At 66.3% G+C, this 18268-nt stretch carries 16 protein-coding genes; 7 read left to right on the top strand and 9 right to left on the bottom strand.

Annotated elements, in window-relative coordinates:
* The first annotated feature begins 113 nt into the window (after nucleotides 1-113).
* The 5 genes from TQ29_RS02715 to TQ29_RS02695 all read left to right on the top strand — a co-directional run bounded on the left by TQ29_RS02715 (nucleotide 114) and on the right by TQ29_RS02695 (nucleotide 4239).
* Nucleotides 114-1199 (top strand): ABC transporter permease, encoded by a 1086-nt coding sequence (locus TQ29_RS02715; RefSeq protein ID WP_054537912.1) that lies wholly within the window; start codon nucleotides 114-116, stop codon nucleotides 1197-1199.
* Nucleotides 1199-2131 (top strand): ABC transporter permease, encoded by a 933-nt coding sequence (locus TQ29_RS02710; protein ID WP_054537911.1) that lies wholly within the window; start codon nucleotides 1199-1201, stop codon nucleotides 2129-2131. Before TQ29_RS02715 ends, TQ29_RS02710 begins: the two co-directional genes overlap by 1 nt.
* A gap of 54 nt (nucleotides 2132-2185) precedes the next feature.
* On the top strand, nucleotides 2186-3256 hold the full coding sequence (locus TQ29_RS02705) for a BMP family ABC transporter substrate-binding protein (RefSeq protein ID WP_054537910.1): 1071 nt from the start codon (nucleotides 2186-2188) through the stop codon (nucleotides 3254-3256).
* 156 nt (nucleotides 3257-3412) lie between these two features.
* Nucleotides 3413-3760, top strand: coding sequence for a carboxymuconolactone decarboxylase family protein (locus tag TQ29_RS02700; RefSeq protein WP_054537909.1), 348 nt, complete (start codon nucleotides 3413-3415; stop codon nucleotides 3758-3760).
* A 53-nt stretch (nucleotides 3761-3813) separates the two neighbouring features.
* On the top strand, nucleotides 3814-4239 hold the full coding sequence (locus TQ29_RS02695; protein ID WP_054540299.1) for an EF-hand domain-containing protein: 426 nt from the start codon (nucleotides 3814-3816) through the stop codon (nucleotides 4237-4239).
* Between the two features lie 53 nt (nucleotides 4240-4292).
* Here the strand turns inward: TQ29_RS02695 and TQ29_RS02690 are convergent, their stop codons facing one another.
* The 4 genes from TQ29_RS02690 to TQ29_RS02675 all read right to left on the bottom strand — a co-directional run bounded on the left by TQ29_RS02690 (nucleotide 4293) and on the right by TQ29_RS02675 (nucleotide 10785).
* A complete protein-coding gene (locus tag TQ29_RS02690; RefSeq protein ID WP_054537908.1) occupies nucleotides 4293-6782 on the bottom strand; it encodes an FAD-dependent oxidoreductase in 2490 nt (829 codons plus the stop codon).
* A gap of 105 nt (nucleotides 6783-6887) precedes the next feature.
* Nucleotides 6888-8333: a glycosyltransferase family 39 protein gene (locus TQ29_RS02685; RefSeq protein WP_054537907.1), complete on the bottom strand. Its 1446-nt coding sequence runs from the start codon at nucleotides 8331-8333 to the stop codon at nucleotides 6888-6890.
* Complete coding sequence (locus TQ29_RS02680; protein WP_157445496.1) at nucleotides 8326-9786, bottom strand: glycosyltransferase family 39 protein; 1461 nt, start codon at nucleotides 9784-9786, stop codon at nucleotides 8326-8328. Before TQ29_RS02680 ends, TQ29_RS02685 begins: the two co-directional genes overlap by 8 nt.
* A 12-nt stretch (nucleotides 9787-9798) precedes the next feature.
* The gene (locus TQ29_RS02675; RefSeq protein ID WP_037209871.1) at nucleotides 9799-10785 is read right to left on the bottom strand and encodes a D-glycerate dehydrogenase; all 987 of its coding nucleotides are present in this window, start codon (nucleotides 10783-10785) and stop codon (nucleotides 9799-9801) included.
* 119 nt (nucleotides 10786-10904) lie between these two features.
* Between TQ29_RS02675 and TQ29_RS02670 the strand changes: the two genes are divergently transcribed.
* Nucleotides 10905-11396: an SH3 domain-containing protein gene (locus TQ29_RS02670; protein WP_054540298.1), complete on the top strand. Its 492-nt coding sequence runs from the start codon at nucleotides 10905-10907 to the stop codon at nucleotides 11394-11396.
* Between the two features lie 64 nt (nucleotides 11397-11460).
* Nucleotides 11461-12357: a cation diffusion facilitator family transporter gene (locus TQ29_RS02665; protein ID WP_054537905.1), complete on the top strand. Its 897-nt coding sequence runs from the start codon at nucleotides 11461-11463 to the stop codon at nucleotides 12355-12357.
* Between the two features lie 9 nt (nucleotides 12358-12366).
* Here the strand turns inward: TQ29_RS02665 and TQ29_RS02660 are convergent, their stop codons facing one another.
* The 5 genes from TQ29_RS02660 to TQ29_RS02640 all read right to left on the bottom strand — a co-directional run bounded on the left by TQ29_RS02660 (nucleotide 12367) and on the right by TQ29_RS02640 (nucleotide 18232).
* Complete coding sequence (locus TQ29_RS02660) at nucleotides 12367-14394, bottom strand: M3 family metallopeptidase (protein ID WP_054540297.1); 2028 nt, start codon at nucleotides 14392-14394, stop codon at nucleotides 12367-12369.
* A gap of 170 nt (nucleotides 14395-14564) precedes the next feature.
* Nucleotides 14565-15596 (bottom strand): molybdopterin-synthase adenylyltransferase MoeB, encoded by a 1032-nt coding sequence (locus tag TQ29_RS02655; RefSeq protein ID WP_054537904.1) that lies wholly within the window; start codon nucleotides 15594-15596, stop codon nucleotides 14565-14567.
* Complete coding sequence (dut, locus tag TQ29_RS02650; protein ID WP_054537903.1) at nucleotides 15596-16063, bottom strand: dUTP diphosphatase; 468 nt, start codon at nucleotides 16061-16063, stop codon at nucleotides 15596-15598. Before dut ends, TQ29_RS02655 begins: the two co-directional genes overlap by 1 nt.
* Nucleotides 16060-17256, bottom strand: a complete 1197-nt coding sequence (gene coaBC, locus TQ29_RS02645; RefSeq protein WP_054537902.1) for a bifunctional phosphopantothenoylcysteine decarboxylase/phosphopantothenate--cysteine ligase CoaBC — start codon at nucleotides 17254-17256, stop codon at nucleotides 16060-16062. The genes dut and coaBC overlap by 4 nt, the downstream gene beginning before the upstream one ends.
* Nucleotides 17257-17452: 196 nt before the next feature.
* Nucleotides 17453-18232 (bottom strand): ChaN family lipoprotein, encoded by a 780-nt coding sequence (locus tag TQ29_RS02640; RefSeq protein WP_054540296.1) that lies wholly within the window; start codon nucleotides 18230-18232, stop codon nucleotides 17453-17455.
* Nucleotides 18233-18268 lie beyond the last annotated feature (36 nt).

Below are 18268 nucleotides of genomic sequence, written 5' to 3'. Positions count from 1 at the left end.
CTTGCCTCCGGCGGGGATATTTCCGGAAAGATGAAGCAATGGGCGATCTTTTCATCTTTCTCCAAATATCCCCGCCGGAGGCATGAAATCTCTGCCGCGACAGGAGCCTCACAATGATCCGGCTGGAAAAACGCCCCACACCCTCGCGGTTTTGGACGCTGGCCACGCCGCTGCTTGCGGTTATCCTGACGATGATCGCGGGCGGTTTGCTTTTTGCCTTTCTGGGCAAGGATCCGCTGGAAGCGATCCGCACGATTTTCTGGGATCCGCTGTTTCATCCGCAATTCGCCAGCTATTCCCGGCCGCAGCTTCTGGTCAAGGCCGGGCCGCTGATCCTGATCGCGATCGGGCTTTCGCTGGGGTTTCGGGCCGGCATCTGGAACATCGGTGCCGAGGGGCAGTATATCATCGGCGCGATCTGCGGCGCGGGCGTGGCGCTGGCCTTCTATCCGCTGGAGGCGTGGTACGTCTTCCCGCTGATGGTCATCGCCGGGGCGCTTGGCGGCTGGGCCTGGGCGATGATCCCGGCGCTGCTCAAGACCCGGTTCCGGACAAACGAAATTCTGGTGTCGCTGCTTCTGGTCTATGTGGCCGAAGAGCTGCTGGCCTCGATGGCGCTTGGTCTGATGCGCAACCCCGCGGGCGGCGGCTTTCCCGGCAGCCGCAACCTGCAGCAATATCCCGCCGCCGCAAATGGCGAGCTGATAGCCGGAACCGGGATGCATTGGGGCGTCGCGGCCGCGTTCATCGCGGTGATCCTTGCCTATGTGCTGCTGAACCGGCACATGCTGGGATTTCACATCCGCCTGACCGGGCAGAGCCCGCGCGCCGCGCGCTTTGCCGGTGTCCGCCCGAACGCGCTGATCCTGATCTGCCTGGGCACATCAGGGGCGCTGGCCGGGCTGGCCGGGCTGTTCGAGGTGGCCGGACCGGCGGGCCAGATCAGCATTGATTTCAATCAGGGCTATGGCTTCACCGCGATCATCGTGGCCTTTCTGGGCCGGTTGCACCCGGTCGGCATTCTGCTGGCCGGGCTGCTGATGGGGCTGACCTATATCGGTGGCGATCTGGCGCAGTTCATGCTGGGTCTGCCCGCCGCTGCCATTCAGGCGTTTCAGGGGATGCTTCTGTTCTTTCTGCTGGGGGTGGACGTGCTGACCAACTATCGCATTCGCATCGGCCGGACGGAGGCGGCGTGATGGATCTGTCCACCATCAATCCGCTGGTCCTGATCGCTTCGTTGATGGTTGCGGCCACACCGATCCTGCTGGCCGCTCTGGGCGAGCTGGTGGTCGAGAAGGCCGGCGTCCTGAACCTTGGCGTCGAGGGGATGATGATCACCGGGGCGATCTGCGGCTTCGCCATCGCGGTGGAGACACAGAGCCCCGCCCTGGGCTTTCTGGCGGCGATGGCGGGGGCGGCGCTGCTTTCACTGATCTTCGGGGTTCTGACCCAGATCCTTCTGGCCAATCAGGTCGCCACCGGCCTGGCGCTGACGCTGTTCGGGCTGGGGCTCTCGGCCTTGCTGGGCCAGGGTTACAACGGGTTGAAACCGCCGCCGACGGGCAAGCTGGATCTTGGGCCGCTGGGTGACGTTCCGGTTCTGGGCAAGGTTCTGTTTTCCCATGACATGATCGTCTATGTCTCGCTCGCGCTGGTCGTCGCGGTCTGGGCCATGCTGAGATACACCCGGCTGGGCCTGATCCTGCGCGCGGTCGGTGAAAACCATGATGCCGCCCATGCGCTTGGCTACAAGGTGGTACGCATCCGGCTGGCCGCGATCACCTTTGGCGGGGCCTGTGCCGGGCTGGGCGGGGCCTATCTGAGCCTGGTCCGCGTGCCGCAATGGACCGACGGGATGACAGCCGGCGCCGGCTGGATCGCGCTGGCCATTGTCGTTTTCGCCTCGTGGAAACCGGGCCGCGCGCTGCTGGGGGCCTATCTGTTCGGCGGGGTGACCGTGTTGCAGCTGAACCTGCAGGCCGCAGGGCTGGCGGTGCCGGTGCAGTATTTGTCGATGTCGCCTTATCTGATAACCATCCTCGTGCTGGTCATCATGTCCGCCGACCGGGGCAGGGCCGCGCTGAGCGCGCCGGCCTGTCTGGGTCGCGTGTTCCATGCCTCAAGCTAGGGGCACTGCCGCAAACCCCGGGCCGCCGTGCCCGTTCAACATGGGAGTAAGCTTATGAAATTCGGATCAATCCTCGCGGGGGTCGCGCTGGCCCTCGGGCTGGGCGGCGCCGCGCTGGCGCAGGACAAGGTCAAGGTCGGTTTTGTCTATGTCGGCCCGATCAACGATGGCGGATGGAGCCAGCACCACCACGAATCCGCGCTGAAGATGAAAGAGCATTTCGGCGACAAGATCGACTTCGTGTTCCAGGAAAGCGTGCCCGAAGGCGCGGATGCCGAACGCACCATGACGCAGATGGCGCTTTCGGGGGCCGATCTGATCTTTACCACCTCGTTCGGCTATATGGACCCCACCATCAATGTCGCCGCGAAATTCCCCGATGTGAAATTCGAGCATGCCACCGGCTACAAGACCGCCGATAACGTGTCGGTCTATTCCGCGCGCTTTTACGAAGGCCGCGCCATCACCGGCTTTCTGGCCGGCAAGATGACGAAATCCAACAAGATCGGCTATATCGCCTCCTTCCCCATCCCCGAGGTGATCCGCGGCATCAACTCGACCTATATCCATGCGAAGAAGGCCAACCCCGATGTTCAGCTTTCGGTGATCTGGATCAACACCTGGTTCGATCCGGCGAAAGAGGCCGACGCGACCCAGGCGCTGCTGGATCAGGGCGTCGACGTGGTTCTGGCCCATACCGATTCCACCGCGCCGCTGGCCGTGCTTGAAAAGGCGGGCGGCTATGGCTTTGGCCAGGCGGCCGACATGGCCGAATACGCCCCTGCCCCGCGGATTTCCTCGATCATCGACGAATGGGCACCCTATTACATCGACCGGGTGCAGGCGGTGATCGACGGCACATGGGAAAGCGTGAACACCTGGCACGGCATCAAGGAAGGCATGGTCGGCATCGGCGAGTTCTCGGAAGTGATCCCCGAACAGGTGCGGATCGAGGCGGAGTCGCTGAAAGAGGCGATTTCGGCGGGCGACTATCACCCGTTCACCGGCCCGCTGAAAAAGCAGGACGGCACGGATTGGCTGGCGGAGGGCGAAGTGGCCGACGATGGCACGCTGGCGGGCATGAACTTCTATGTCGAAGGCGTGACGGGCGACATTCCGCAGTAACCGCCACGGCGCGCCCCCCGGAAAGGCTCGCATCTGCGGGCCTTTTTGCGTTCAGGCCCCGATATTCACCAGGCTGCATGAGTTTCTTGATGCGGATCAAGGCCGAAGGGGCGGAAGGCTGGTCTGGCTCCGGCCGATCAGGACAGGAGTTATGACATGAGCTGGACCGAAAAGCGCGACGCAACCAAGAACCAGTTGCGCCGCCTGAACAAATCCATCCCCGATGCCACGCGCGGCTTCGCCACGCTGACCAGGGCGGTGAAGGAAGGCGGCACACTCGGGTTCAAGGAAAAGGAATTCGTCGCTCTGGGCATCGCCATCGCGCTGCGCTGCGAGGCCTGCATCGTGCTGCATACCGAAGCGCTGATCGGGGCCGGGGCCACGCGCGAAGAGGTGGGCGATGTGCTGGCCATGGCGCTGCAGATGGGCGGCGGCCCGGCAATGATGTACGCGGCCAAGGCCATGGAGTGCTTCGACGAGCTGATGGCGGAGAAAGCCGCATGACCGCCGGCGCCACCTGTCACCTATGCGAAAGGCGAAACGGGATGAACGGTCCGATGCAAACCCTTCTTGGCGCGGCCATGCTGGTCTGTGGCGCGACGCTCGCCCTGGCGCAGGGCGTGCCCGGCCTGCATTTCATCGAAAACTGGGATCTGGACGGGGACGGAAAGGTCACCCTCGCCGAAGCGCAGGAACGGCGCGGCGATGTGTTCACGACCTTCGATGCGGATGAGGATGGCGCCCTGTCGGCCGAGGAATACGTGTTCTTCGACGAGGCGCGCGCCAATGACATGGGCGCAGGCCCCGGCAACCGGACGCTGCAGCGCGCCGAAGCTGGCATGGCCCTGAGCTTCAACGACACTGACGGCGACGGCCGCGTCAGCCGCGAAGAGTTTCTGGCCAACACCGCCGGCTGGATCGCTCGGATCGACACCAACCAAGACGGCGTCGTCACCACCGGGGATTTCAGCCCGCGCGGCTGATCCGCCCTTGCGGCCGTCGAAAGCCCCGCGCGCCCGGCGCCGGGGCTTTTCCTTTATCCGTCGGCGCGAATACGCGCGTTGGCGGGATCATAGGGGCTGTCTTCAACGATCTCGGCCGGCCAGAGCCGATCGAACATCCTGACCGACAGCTTCGTGCCCACCTGGGCCAGATCGGGCGACACATAGCCCATGCCGATGCTTTTGCCGAACGCCACCGAATACCCGCCCGAGGTCAGCCGCCCGACGCGGGTATCGCCGCTGTAAAGCGCCTCGCGCCCCCAGGGATCGGCATCCGCCGGGCCGTCGATCAGCAGGGTCACGCATCGGGTGCGGAGGCCCGTTTGCTGCATCGCCGCCTTGCCATGAAACTCCTTGCCCTGATCCACGAACCGGTCCAGACCGGCCTCCAGCGGGGTGGCGTCGCGGCCCAGTTCGGTGCCGAAGGCGCGATAGCTCTTTTCCTGCCGCAGCCAGTTCTGCGCCCGCGCCCCCACCGGTTTCAGCCCCTGCGCCGCGCCCGCCCCCATCAGCAGATCCCACAGGTAGTTCTGCATCTCGATCGGATGGTGCAGCTCCCACCCCAGTTCGCCGGTATAGGCGACGCGGATGGCGCGGACGGGGCACATGCCCAGCTCTATCCCGCGCATCGAAAGCCAGGGGAAGCGCTTGTTCGATAGCACTGTATCGGGCGCCGCATCCCTTACGATCCCGTTCAGAATGTCACGCGATTTCGGCCCGGCCAGGGCAAAAACACCCCATTGCGTGGTGACATCGTGAATGTCGATCCAGCCGAATGCGTCGCGCTTGTCTTCGGCCGCCTTGATCAGGAAATCATGGTCGTAATCCTGCCACGCGCCGGCCGACACGAGGTAGTATTCATCCTGCGCCAGCCGCACGATGGTGTATTCGCTGCGCGTGGTGCCCGCGCCGGTCAGCGCATAGGTCAGGTTGATGCGTCCCACGCGCGGCAGGGTGTTGGTGGTGAACCAGTCCAGAAACGCCGTTGCCCCCGGCCCGCGCACGAGATGCTTGGTAAAGGCGGTGGCGTCGATCAGGCCGGCATCTTCGCGGATCGCCCGCGCCTCTTCCACCGCATGGGGCCACCAGCCGCCGCGGCGAAAGCTGCGCGACGCGTGATCATCGAAGCCTTCGGGCGCGTAGTAATTCGGCCGCTCCCAGCCGTTCACCTGCCCGAACTGCGCGCCCGCGGCCTTTTGCCGGTCGTAGGCGGGCGCGGTGCGCAGGGGGCGGCAGGCCGGGCGCTCTTCGTCGGGATGGTGCAGGATGAAGACATGCTCATACGCCTCTTCGTTCTTGCGCATCGCGTATTCGGTGGTCATCCAGCCGCCGAAACGTCTGGGATCGAGGCTGGCCATGTCGATCGCGGCCTCGCCCTCCACCATCAACTGCGACAGATATTCCCCCGCCCCGCCGGCGGCGGTGATGCCGAAGCTGAACCCCTCGGCCAGCCACATGTTGCGCAGCCCCGGCGCGGGGCCCAACAGCGGGTTGCCGTCGGGGGTGTAGCAGATCGGACCGTTGAAATCATCCTTCAGCCCCACCTCTTCCGAGGAAGGGATACGGTGGATCATCGACAGGTATTCGGCCTCGATCCGGTCCAGATCCAGCGGGAACAGATCGGCGCGGAACGTGTCGGGGCAGCCATATTCGAACCGCGCGGGCGCGCCGCGTTCATAGGGGCCGAGGATCCAGCCGCCGCGCTCTTCGCGCACATACCATTTGGCATCGGCATCGCGCAGAACCGGATGCTCGCCGTGGGTCTTGCGGTATTCCACCAGCGCCGGGTCGGGCTCGGTGACGATGAACTGATGCTCCACCGGGATCGCGGGCAGGGTGAGGCCCAGCAGCCGTGCGGTGCGCTGCGCGTGGTTGCCGGTGGCGGTGACGACATGCTCGGCGGTGATGACCGTCTGTTCGTCAGAGGGCACGAGGTTGCCGCCCTTTTCCACCATCCGGGTGCAGGTCACGCGCCACTCCGACCCGGTCCATTCATACCCGTCCACCTGCCAGCGGCGTTCGATCACCACGCCGCGCTGACGCGCGCCGCGCGCCATCGCCTGTGTCACGTCGGCCGGGTTGATATAGCCGTCGGTGGGGTGAAAGATCGCGCCCTTCAGATCATCGGTGCGCACCAGCGGCCAACGCTCCTTGATCTGCGCCGGCGTCAGCCACTCGAATGGCACGCCGCAGGTTTCCGCCGTGGCGGCGTAGACCATGTATTCGTCCATCCGCGCATCGCTTTGCGCCATGCGCAGGTTGCCCACCACCGCGAAACCGGGGTTCAGCCCCGTCTCCTCTTCCAGCGTCTTGTAGAACCGGATGGAATAATCGTGGATATGCGTCGTCGCGAAGGACATGTTGAAATAGGGCAGCAGGCCCGCCGCATGCCAGGTTGATCCGCTGGTCAGCTCGTCCCGCTCCAGCAGCATCACGTCGCGCCAGCCCGCGCGGGCCAGGTGATAGGCCACAGACGTGCCGACCGCGCCACCACCGACGACAAGAGCTTTGACATGGGTCTTCATGGGGCGACTCGCTGTTGGATGGCCTCTTGTCCCGTTTATGCCCGATCAGGGCCGCCGCCGAAGGGGGCATCCGACCCAATCGCGGCGAAAACCGACGCGGGCCGGTCAGTTCGCGGCGGGCAGCGCCATCAGCCAGTAGTCGACCTGCCGGGTCTCGCCATCGGAGAAGCGATAGGGCACATAGAGCCGCCCCTGCCGCAAGACCGTGGCCGCGGCCGGATCGGCCACCCCGTGTTCGGCCAGCCAGCGGTCGGCCTGAGCACGGTCCGGGGCGCCCAGCACAAGCACCTGCCCGCCCTGCCCGGAGAGCTGCCAGCTGGGATAGGGGGGCAGATAGCTCCAGCCGGGGCGATGCAGCGCCAGATTGCCCGTATAGTAATGCGGCCCGACGATCACCGGCACCTCGCCCAGTTCCGCCTCGAGCTGCTCTGCCATCACCGCGATGCGCAGCGAGTCGCTGCCCGCCCCGCGCAGGCGCACATCGGCGATCCCCGCCAGCAGCAGCGCCGCCAGCCCCGCGATCCCGATCAGGTAATTGCGGATGCCCCGCCGCCCGGCGTCGCGGAACAGCGCAATGGTCAGCACCGGCCCCGCCAGCATGAACAGCGGCAGCAGCCAGCGCGCCCTTACGAAGGACGCGTTGAAACCGACGATCACGGCACAGACCAGCACCAGCCCGATCGCGGCGGCCCGCAGCAAGGCGCCTTCGCCGTCGCCTCCCCGGCGAAAGCGCAGCCCGCAGGCCAGGCCAATCGCCAGCGCGATCAACAGCGGCGCGGTGCCGGCCAGCGTCTCGGCCAGCACGCGCCCCAGCCCGGCGAGCCAGGGCAAACGGCCCCCGTCCTTGTAGAACTCCCATGTGTCGGAAAAGGTCGGGCCGGGGTGCAGCAGCATCCAGCCATAGGGCAGCGCCACCAGTGCCGCCGCGATCGCCGCCGCCAGCGCCAGCCGCCGGTCGCGCAGCGCGGCGCGGGGGCCGGGCATGCTCAGCCCCGCCGCCACCAGCGCGATGGGCACGAGCCAGTAGTTCACCTTGGCCAGCCCCCCAAGGCCGACCGCCAGCCCGAACAGCACGAAGCCCCGCGTATCGGGCCTTTGCAGCAGCCGCAGAAAGGCCCAGACCGTGACAGAGACCATGAAGACCAGCGCGATCGTGTGCGATCCCGTCCGCTGCGCCCACCAGCTGAGATTGGGCAGCAGGATCAGCGACAGCGCCCCCACCATGGCCAGATGCTGTGGCACGACCCGCCGCAACCCCGCGAACATCGCCGCATAGGTTCCGAAAAGCAGGATGTTCTTCGGTGCGACCAGCGCGAAGGTGTTGGTGCCGAAAACCTGGAACCAAAGCGCCTGCCACCAGTCATAGAGCGGCGTCTGCGACCCGGCGGCCAGATGCCAGGCCCGGTTCAGGATCACCATCTCGGCCTCGTCGGCCTCGAACGCGCCGCCAAGCGCGCAGCGCAGCGCGACCTGTGCCGCGAAATAGCCCGCCAGCGCGATCAGGAACAGCCGCGCCGCGCGGCGGTCTTCGGCAGAAACCGGCTCAGTCATCGCCGCCCGGCCCCGGAGTATCGACCAGATAATAGCGCATTTTCATAGGCTCGCCCGAGGTTGTGAAGATCAGCGTGAAAGCGCCCTGATCCAGGATCTGCGGATCGCCCGGATCATCCCACCCGGCCTCGCGCAGCCCCTGCTCCAGCGTCTCGGGCGTGTTCTCGCGCAGCACGAACAGCACCGGGCCACCGCCGAACTCACGCATGGCGAAGGGCAGATAGGGGGCGATGCGCCAGTCGGGGCGCAGCCGCGCCAGGTTGCCGGCGGTATAGAATTCGGCCACCACGGGCGTGCCGGGCTGCGGCGCAACCCCGGCCAGCACCTCGGGCAGCGGCATGAAATCGACCGCCCGGCGCGCGCGATCCTTGTATCGGTCAAAGCCCAGCCCCGTCAGCACCGCCAGCGCCAGCACGGCAAGGATGGCGGCGAATGCCACGCCGCCGCGCGGACGCATCCGCGCGCCCAGCCAGACCGCCCCGCCGGGCACCGCCAGGAACACCAGCGGCAGCAGCCAGCGCGGCGTGATCCGGCCCACCCCCGCCGCCACGACGCCCACCGCCATCAGCACCAGCACCACGGCACCCGCGCGCAGCAGCAGCGCGGCCACGGGCGGCGGATCCCCGGCCCGTCCGCCCCGGCCCACGGCCCAGACGATGGCGCCCACGATCACGGCCAGAACGCTCAGGATCGCGGCCCCGGCCAGCAACTGGCCCAACCCGTCCAAGGCCTGTTCGGCCAAGCCCGGCGCCGTGCCCATCGCCAGCTTGCCCGAGGATGAAAATGCCAGCCCGGGGTTGCCCAGCATCCAGCCATAGGGGCCGGCCAGCACCAGCCCCGCGATGCCAAGCGACAACAGCAGGCGCGGGCGGAGCACCCGCGCGCGGAACGCCGGCAGCGTCAGCGCCGCCGCAATCAGCCCGATCGGCACCAGCCAGTAGTTATACTTGGCCAGACCGCCCAGCCCGATCGCCAGCCCGAGCGCGCCAAAGGCCGCCCAGCGGCCGGTTTTCAACACCCACAGAAAGGCCGCCAGCGTGATGGCCGAGGTAAAGAGCAGCATGTTGGAATGGGTGGTGGCGCGTTGCGCCTCCCACGCGACATCGGGGATCAGATAGAGCGACAGCGCCCCCGCCGCCGCCACACCGGCCGGCACAAACAGCCGCAGGCCGATGAAAACGAACAGATAGGTCGCCCACAGGAGCAGATTCTTCAACAGCGACAGCGCGAACAGGTCGCGCCCGAACAGTTCGAACAGTGCCCATTGCAGCCAATTGTACAGCGGCAGTTGCGGCCCGTACCCCCAGCGCAGGCCGGGCGTCATGACCATCATCTCGGCCTCGTCCGTCTCCAGCGCCCCGCCCAGCCACAGCCGCAGCACGGTCTGCAGCGCGAAATAGGCGGTGATGGCCGCCACGAACATGGCCCCCTGGCGCGTCGCGGCCCGCGTCACCGCAGACACCACCTAAAGCATGCTCGGCACGACAAGATCGGGCGGACGGTGGCCGTCGGCGAAGGTCTTGATGTTGATGATCACCTTCTCGCCCATCTCGTTGCGCCCCTCGACCGTGGCCGAGCCCATATGGGGCAGCAGCACCACATTGGGCAACTCGCGCAGACGGGGGTTGATCTCGTGCCCGTGCTCGAACACATCCAGGCCCGCGCCGCCGATCTCGCCCGCGCGCAGCATCCGGGTCAGGGCGTTCTCGTCGATCACTTCCCCGCGCGAGGTGTTCACGATCACCGCGCCGGGTTTCATCAGCTTCAGCCGCCGCGCGTTCATCAGATGAAAGGTCGACGGCGTATGCGGGCAGTTGACCGAGATGAAATCGACCCGGCTGACCATCTGGTCAAGGCTTTCCCACCAGGTCGCCTCCAGCTCGTCTTCGATCTCGGGGCGCAGCCGCCGCCGGTTGTGATAGTGGATCTGCATTCCGAACGCCCGCGCCCGCCGGGCCACGGCCTGACCGATCCGCCCCATGCCCAGAATGCCCAGGCGCCGCCCGCCGACGCGCGCGCCCATGAATGCGGTCGGCGCCCATCCTTCCCAGCGGCCCGATTGCATCACGGCCATCCCCTCGGGGATGCGGCGGGTGACGGCCAGCAACAGCGCCATGGTCATGTCGGCGGTGTCTTCGGTCACAACGCCCGGCGTGTTGGACACCAGAATGCCCCGCTGCCGCGCGGTCTGAATATCCAGATGGTCGATCCCCGCCCCGAAATTCGCGATCAGCTTCAGCCGGTCGCCGGCGCGCGACAGCATCCCCTGGTCGATCGTATCGGTCAGCGTCGGCACCAGCACATCGGCCCGCTGCATCGCCTGAACCAGCTCATCGCGCGACATTTTCTGGTCGGTTTCCGAAAGCTCGACATCGAAAAGCTCTTTCATCCGGGTCTCGACGACCTCGGGCAACCGTCGCGTCACGACAACACTCAGACGTTGAGCGGACATCAGGAGCCTCCCCATTCTTTCAATCCCGCAGGCTTAGTGGCAAACTGTCCGAGATCGAAGCAAGGCACAAGACCTTGAAACGCGAACACACGAACGGGCAGCGGGCGAACCAGGCGAAAATGCGGGTGTTTCTGATAGTATTGGCACTGCTTGCCGCGGGCCAGAGCATGGCCCTGTCGCAGGAGCTCGGGCCGGTCACCAACCTGCCCCTGCCTCGATTCGTGTCGATGAAGGCCGCCGAAGGCTATGCCCGCCACGGACCGGGCAAGACGCACCGCATCGACTGGGTCTACAAACAGCGCAATCAGCCGCTTGAAATCACGGCGGAATACGGCCACTGGCGCCGCGTGCGCGACCGTGACGGCGTGGGCGGATGGATGCATTATTCGCTGTTGTCGGGCACGCGCACCGTGCTGGTCGAGGCCGATCTGGTGTCGCTTCTGCGCATCCCCGAGGAGGGAGCGCAGGTGAACGCCCATGTCGAACAGGGCGTGATCGCGCGTCTCGGAAAATGCCTGCCCGACTGGTGCCGCATCACCGCCGGCGGACGCTCGGGCTGGGTCCGCAAGACCGTTCTGTGGGGCGTGGCCCCCGACGAATTGCGAGACTAGGCTTGCCGGCCCCGCGGCAGCGCGTTAGGCGGGAGATACCGCCGCCCAAGAGCCCCCAGCCGCGATGCCGAACAACAGCAATCTGATGAACCTATCCGCCGGGGTCGCCTCCGTCGCCGTGGCCTTCGTTCTGGTGCTGCTGAAGCTCTGGGCCCTGGGCGAAACCCATGCGCTTTCCGTCGCCGCGTCGCTGGCCGACAGCGCGCTGGATCTGATGGTGTCGCTGGGCGGGCTGGCCGCCATCTTCTACGCCGCCCGCCCGCCCGACGAGGATCATTCCTTCGGCCACAGCTCGGCCGAGGATCTGGCGGCGCTGGGGCAGTCGCTGTTCATCCTCGTGTCGGCGGCGGTCATCGGCTGGGCGGCCTTCCGTCGGCTGCTGTCTGATGCCCCGGTGGCGCTGGCGGATGAAGGGCGCGGCATTATCGTGATGACGGCCTCCATCGCCCTCACGCTCGGCCTTGTGCTTTGGCAAAGGCGGGTCGCACGCACCACCGGCAGCAAGATCGTGAAAGCCGATTCACTGCATTACCTGGGCGATCTCATCCCCAATATCGGCGCGATCTTGGCGCTTTGGGCGGCGTCGCGGTTCGGGCTGACGCAGGTGGACAGCGTCGTGGCGATGGGCGCGGCGGTGATGCTTGCCGTCGGCGCGCTGGGGATCGGCAAGGGCGCGTGGGACGCGCTGATGGATCGCGCCGCCAGCCCGGAGATCATCGCCGATATCGAAAGGATCGCCGCCAACTGGCCCCGGGTGCGCGGCTATCACGATCTGCAAACCCGCACCTCCGGCAGCAAACTGTTCGTGAACCTGCACATCGAACTGGACGGCAACCAGACCCTGACAGAGGCCCATGCCATCAGCGCCAGCCTGAAACGCGCCATCGTCAAGGCCTATCCGCGGGCCGACGTGATCATCCACAAGGACGTGGCCCAGCCGCCGGCCGACCTGCGGCGGTAACCGGGCGGCTCACGCCGCACTCAGCAGCCCGCGCCCCTTCAACAGCGCCTGCGCGCCGGGCATCCGGCCACGAAACGCTGTATAAAGCTCTTCAGGCTCGCGCGAACCACCCGCCGACAGGATGAACGTCTCCAGCTTCCGCGCCACCTCCGGGTCAAAAGCACTACCGGCCTCCTCGAACGCCTCGAACGCGTCGGCATCCATCACTTCGGACCACATATAGCTGTAGTAGCCGCTGGAATAGCCGTCGCCCGCGAACACATGCGCGAAATGCGGCGTGGCATGGCGCATACGGATGGCATGCGGCATGCCAAGCGCATCGAGCACCGCCTGTTGCCGGGCGATCGGATCCGCCGGCGCGTCGCCCTCGTGAAAGGCCAGATCGACCAGCGCCGAGGCCACATATTCGACGGTCTGAAACCCCATGTCATAGGTCGCGGCGGCCAGCAGCCGTTCCAGCATGTCGCGCGGCATGGGAGCGCCCGTCCGGGCATGGGTAGCGTATTGCGCAAGCACCTCGGGCACTTCCAGCCAATGCTCATACAGCTGGCTCGGCAGTTCTACGAAATCACGCGCCACCGATGTGCCCGAGATTGACGGGTAGGTGACATCCGACAGGATCTGATGCAACGCATGGCCGAACTCGTGAAACAGCGTCCGCGCATCGTCATAGGACAACAGCGCAGGCGCCCCCTTCGCGGGCTTGGCGAAATTGCAGACATTGTGAACAACCGGCCGCACCGCGTCACCCAGCTTGCGCTGCGAGCGGCTGGCCGAACACCACGCGCCCGAACGTTTCGATCCGCGCGCGAAATAGTCGCCGATGAAAACGGCCATATGGCGCCCGTCTCGTGTCACCTCCCAGGCCCTCGCGTCGGGATGGTAGAGCGGCACGTCGAGCGGCTGAAAGTCCAGACCAAACAGGCGATTGGCGCAATCGAACGCGGCCTCGATCATCCGGTCAAGCTGCAGATAGGGCTTCAGCTCCGCCTCATCCAGATCATGCTCCAGCCTGCGCCGCTTCTCGGAATAATAGCGCCAGTCCCAAGGCTCCAAACGCCCGTTGACGCCATCGGCATGCATCATCTCTTCCAGCGTCCGGGCATCCGAAACAGCGACGGCACGGGCGGGCTCCCACACGGCCATCAACAGCTCACGCACCCGCGCCGGGGTCCGGGCCATCTCGGTTTCCAGCTTGTACGACGCGAAATCGGCATAGCCCAGAAGCGTCGCCCGCTCGTGCCGCAGCTGCAGGGTCTCGGTGGCAATCCCGCGATTGTCCGTCGCCCCGCCATTGGCGCCACGCGCCGTCCAGGCCTCATATGCCCTCTCACGCAGCTCCCGCCGGGGCGAGAATTGCAGGAACGGCACGATCAGCGACCGGGAAAGGGTCACGACCGGGCCTTCCACCCCCTTCTCCTCGCCCGCGGCGCGCGCGCTGGCGACAACGAAATCAGGCAGGCCTTCTAGATCATCCTCGGACAGTTCCATGAACCAGTCACGCTCATCCGCCAGAAGGTGCTGGGTGAATTCGGTGCCCAGAACCGCCAGCCGCGATTTCACCGCCGTCAGCCGATCCCGCGCCACGCCCTGCAACCGGGCCCCCGCCCGCACGAAGCTGCGCCGCGTCAGCATCAGAACCCGCATCTGCTCGTCACTCAGCCCCAGCGTCTCTCGCGCCTGCCACAGGGTTTCGATCCGGCCGAACAGTGCGGCATTCATGGTGATTTCCGAAGAATAGGCCGACAGTTTCGGGGCAAACTCCCGCTGCAGGGCCTCGCGCGCATCATTGCTGTCGGTCCCCGCCAGCGTGTAAAACATGCCCAGCACCTGGTCCAGCCGCTGTCCGGCAAGCTCCAGCGCCTCGATCGTGTTGGCAAAAGTCGGCGCATCGGAGCACTCGGCAATCGCCGCGATCTCTGCCCGTGCCGCATCCATGGCCGCCTCAAAGGCGGGTGCGAAATCGGCGTCAGAGATATCGGCGAAGGGCGGCAGTTGGAACGGCGTGGACCAATCGGCCAGAAGCGGGTTTGTCATCAGCATCTCCTTTGACAGGAAAGCTATGCACGGGCGGGAGAAAGGTCCAGATGACGGCTTCTTTTTCGCAGAAATATCCCCGCCGGAGGCATGGAATCTACTGTTGCGACAAAAGTATTCTTGCCTCCGGCGGGGATATTTTCACGAAAAAGAAAACAGCTTGCAGCGCATCATCCGCCGCACACCGGACAGTCGTCGCGGCGTTTGAGGGTGACCTGCCGATTTTCCGCGTAGAGGGCATCATAGAGCAGCATACGGCCGCGCAGGGTTTCACCCGCGCCCGTGATCTCCTTGATCGCCTCCACGGCCATCATTGCCCCGACGACCCCCGGCAAGGCACCGACCACCCCGGCTTCGGCGCAGCTCGGCGCCAGTCCGACCGCGGGGGCCTTGGGAAAAATGCATTGATAGCAGGGCGCACCGGTGGCCGGGTGATACAGGCTGATCTGCCCTTCCCACTGGGTGATCGCGGCAGCAACCAGCGGTTTGCCGGTGGCCACGGCCACCCGGTTGACCATGTAACGGGTGGCGAAATTGTCGGTGCCATCAAGGATCAGATCATAATCGGCGAATAGCGCGGCCGCATCCTTTTCCTCCAGCCTGCGCTGATAGGGTTCGATCGTGATGAACGGGTTCAGGGCGCGCATCGCCTCTTCCGCCGAAAATACCTTTGGCATGCCGATACGGGCGTCCGTATGGATGACCTGCCGTTGCAGGTTTGACGCATCGACCACGTCATCATCCACCACACCGATGGTTCCCACCCCCGCCGCCGCCAGATACATCAGCGCCGGAGAGCCGAGCCCGCCCGCGCCAATGACCAGAACCTTGGCATCCTTCAAACGTTTCTGCCCCGGCCCGCCGACCTCGCGCAGCACGATATGGCGGGCATACCGCTCCAGTTCGGCCGGGCGGAAGGCGCCCTGCGGCTTCGGTTTCTCCAGCGGACGGGCTCGGGCGCGCAGCTTGCCCAGCAGCGCGCGATAACCGAGCACCAGCGCCAGGATAACGCCAAGCCCCAGCCAGGCCTCTTTCGACCCGCCCGTCGCGACACGCAGCGCATGCCCACCCGGGAACGCCACCTGCACGATCAGCACCCCGACATAGAGCAGCCCGAGCATCATCAGCCGCGCCCTTGCAGGCAGTTTCATCAGCCACCCGACACCCCAAAGGGCGGCCGCCATGATGAAAACCAAAACCATCAGCCGCGTCCGGTGGAACCGAACCCGCCATCGCCCCGAGCGGTGTCACCAAGCTCGCCAGCCACTTCGAACACCGCCTGCACCACCGGCGCGACGATCATCTGGGCAATGCGGTCGCCGTGATGGATGGTATAGGGATCGGCCCCGAAATTCACCAAAAGCACGCCCAGCGGGCCGCGATAATCGCTGTCGATCGTGCCGGGCGTATTGGGCAGGCTGATGCCGTGCTTCAGCGCAAGGCCCGAGCGCGGCCTGATCTGCACTTCGAACCCATGCGGAAATTCCATCCGGAATCCGGTCGGGGCGATACGCCGCTCCATCGGTTGCAGGGTGAACCCTTCGTCCCGGATCTCGGGCGGCAGATTGGCGCGGATGTCGGCCCCCGCCGCGCCATGGGTTTCGTAAGACGGCAGCGCAAGCGCGGTATCGGCCCAGTCTTCCCACAGGATGCGGATGGTCGGGGTCATGCCAGCGCCTCCGCGATCATCTGCGCCAGCCGGTTGGCCACCTGCTCCTTGGCCATGCGCGGCCAGCTCTGCGCGCCCTCCGCCGTGATCAGCGTCACGGCATTCTCCGTTCCGCCCATGATTCCGGTGGCGGGCGAGACGTCATTGGCCACAATCCAGTCGCATCCCTTGCGCCCGCGCTTGGCCGTGGCATGGGCGATCACATCATCGGTCTCGGCGGCAAAGCCCACAACCAGCGCGGGGCGCCCGTCGCCCATCTGCGCCACCCTCGCCAGAATGTCCGGGTTTTCCGCGAATTCCAACGCGGGCAGCCTGCCCCCGCCATCCTTTTTCACCTTCGAAGCGGAAGCGTTGGCCACCCGCCAGTCGGCGACCGCCGCCGCGAACACGGCCGCATCGGCCGGCAGCGCATCCTCTACCGCAGCCAGCATCTGCCGCGCGGTCTCGACCCGCTCAACCGTCACGCCTGCGGGCGGCGGCACATCGGCAGGGCCGGTGACGAACACCACCTCGGCCCCCAGACCTGCCAGCGCCCGTGCCAGCGCCGTGCCCTGCGCCCCCGAAGAGCGATTGGCGATATAGCGCACCGGATCAATCGGCTCATGCGTCGGCCCCGAGGTCACGATGATGCGCCTGCCCTTCAACGGCCCATCCGCCAGCGCCGCCTCGATCGCGGCGACAATCTCCAGCGGTTCGGCCATTCGGCCCGGCCCGTATTCGCCACAGGCCATGCTACCCTCATTCGGGCCGGCAAACAGAATACCGTCGCCCTTCAACGTGGCGATGTTGCGCTGCGCCGCCGGATGCTGCCACATCCGCACATTCATCGCCGGCGCGATCAGCACGCGCTTGTCCGTGGCCATCAGCAGGGTCGAGGCCAGATCATTCGCCAGCCCCGCGGCCATCTTGCCCATCAGATCGGCCGTGGCGGGCGCAACAACCACCAGATCAGCGGCGCGGCTCAGCTCGATATGGCCCATCTCGGCCTCGTCGGTCAGATCGAACAGATCGCGGTAGACCTTTTCCGCCGCCAGCGCCGAGGTGGAAAGCGGCGTCACGAATTCCTCGGCGGCCCTGGTCAGCACAGGCGTCACCCGCGCACCGCGCTCGCGCAGCCGGCGGATCAGATCAAGCGACTTGAACGCCGCGATTCCGCCGCCGATGATCAGAAGAATGCGTTTGCCTGCCAGCATGGGCAACCCCTTTCAAGGCTTCGCCCCCTGTCTAGGACGCCGCGCCGGGTGAAACAAGTTCACTCACCCGCCACCAAGGCAAAACCCGACCGGTCGCCCTAAAATCACCGGGCTCATCTTCTCGGCAAAAATACTCCCGCCGGAGGCGTCCCGCACGCAAAAGCAACGCAATACCCTCCGCGCAATTCACAAACGCTCACTGCACGGAAAATCCGGCGCAGGGGTCATCCCGCTCGGCCGGGGCGGTGATCAACCACCGGTCAAACGGCGGATCATCTTCCGGCGCCTCCTCGAACTGCCCGATCGACAGGAGTGTCACGTCAGGCGCCGCCACGGCCAGCGCGGCGGGCAGGCCCCAGTCCTTGCGCGCATGGCCATTGCCGGTGATCACCGCAACCGGGCCGCCATTCCCGGCCAGCGCCCGCACCACCGCACGCGCAAGCGCCGCGTCGCGCAGGCGCTGCGCCTCGACCATCCCGGGCAGCATCTCGGCGGGCAGCGCATTGCAATGGGCGGCCTGCTGCCCCTCGTCCCGCAGCGCCTGCTCGTCCTCCGGCAGCGGCGCGGCCAGCCCAAAGGCCGCCGCGTCATCCCCGAACACCGCAACCGCGCCTTCCGCGATGGCCCGGCGCACGTCGCCGCGCGGAAGGCCGCCACCGTAGACCGCGGCCTCCGGCGCCGCCGCGAATATCGGATAGTAAAGCGCAAAGTCGGGCCAGCCCGAGTCAGCCCAGCCCAGCGCCGCCTCCAGGGCAGCCGCGTCGCCGCGCGCGGCCGGGGTTGCCCGCGCCGCCTGCGCCGGCGTCAGCATCTCGAACACCAGCGCCCGGGGGGTCAGCGCGGAAACCGCTCGCGCCTGATTTGCATGATGTACCGGGTTGTCATGAACCTCGCCCAGAACAACCACATCGACGGGCGGCAAAGAGGCCAGCGCTTCTGCGCCGATCTCCGCCGCCTGCGCGCCGGACGCCAGCATGGCGGCGGCCAGCCCGGCGAAAATGAAATTCACCTG

The organism is Actibacterium sp. EMB200-NS6 (genome assembly GCF_001305615.1).
Lineage (GTDB): Bacteria > Pseudomonadota > Alphaproteobacteria > Rhodobacterales > Rhodobacteraceae > Actibacterium_A > Actibacterium_A naphthalenivorans.
Note: the sequence above shows the minus strand (reverse complement) of the source record. Positions and strands in the feature narration are given on the sequence as shown.

Bases quoted from the DNA above. Each gene is read 5' to 3' on its own strand.
- TQ29_RS02655 (WP_054537904.1), bottom strand. From the start codon at position 15,596: ATGGTTTTGGTTTTCATCATGGCGGCCGCCCTTTGGGGTGTCGGGTGG.
- TQ29_RS02705 (WP_054537910.1), top strand. From the start codon at position 2,186: ATGAAATTCGGATCAATCCTCGCGGGGGTCGCGCTGGCCCTCGGGCTG.
- TQ29_RS02690 (WP_054537908.1), bottom strand. From the start codon at position 6,782: ATGAAGACCCATGTCAAAGCTCTTGTCGTCGGTGGTGGCGCGGTCGGC.
- TQ29_RS02685 (WP_054537907.1), bottom strand. From the start codon at position 8,333: ATGACTGAGCCGGTTTCTGCCGAAGACCGCCGCGCGGCGCGGCTGTTC.
- TQ29_RS02695 (WP_054540299.1), top strand. From the start codon at position 3,814: ATGCAAACCCTTCTTGGCGCGGCCATGCTGGTCTGTGGCGCGACGCTC.
- TQ29_RS02700 (WP_054537909.1), top strand. From the start codon at position 3,413: ATGAGCTGGACCGAAAAGCGCGACGCAACCAAGAACCAGTTGCGCCGC.
- TQ29_RS02675 (WP_037209871.1), bottom strand. From the start codon at position 10,785: ATGTCCGCTCAACGTCTGAGTGTTGTCGTGACGCGACGGTTGCCCGAG.
- TQ29_RS02660 (WP_054540297.1), bottom strand. From the start codon at position 14,394: ATGACAAACCCGCTTCTGGCCGATTGGTCCACGCCGTTCCAACTGCCG.
- TQ29_RS02640 (WP_054540296.1), bottom strand. From the start codon at position 18,232: ATGCTGGCGTCCGGCGCGCAGGCGGCGGAGATCGGCGCAGAAGCGCTG.
- TQ29_RS02670 (WP_054540298.1), top strand. From the start codon at position 10,905: ATGCGGGTGTTTCTGATAGTATTGGCACTGCTTGCCGCGGGCCAGAGC.
- TQ29_RS02715 (WP_054537912.1), top strand. From the start codon at position 114: ATGATCCGGCTGGAAAAACGCCCCACACCCTCGCGGTTTTGGACGCTG.
- dut (WP_054537903.1), bottom strand. From the start codon at position 16,063: ATGACCCCGACCATCCGCATCCTGTGGGAAGACTGGGCCGATACCGCG.
- TQ29_RS02665 (WP_054537905.1), top strand. From the start codon at position 11,461: ATGCCGAACAACAGCAATCTGATGAACCTATCCGCCGGGGTCGCCTCC.
- TQ29_RS02710 (WP_054537911.1), top strand. From the start codon at position 1,199: ATGGATCTGTCCACCATCAATCCGCTGGTCCTGATCGCTTCGTTGATG.
- coaBC (WP_054537902.1), bottom strand. From the start codon at position 17,256: ATGCTGGCAGGCAAACGCATTCTTCTGATCATCGGCGGCGGAATCGCG.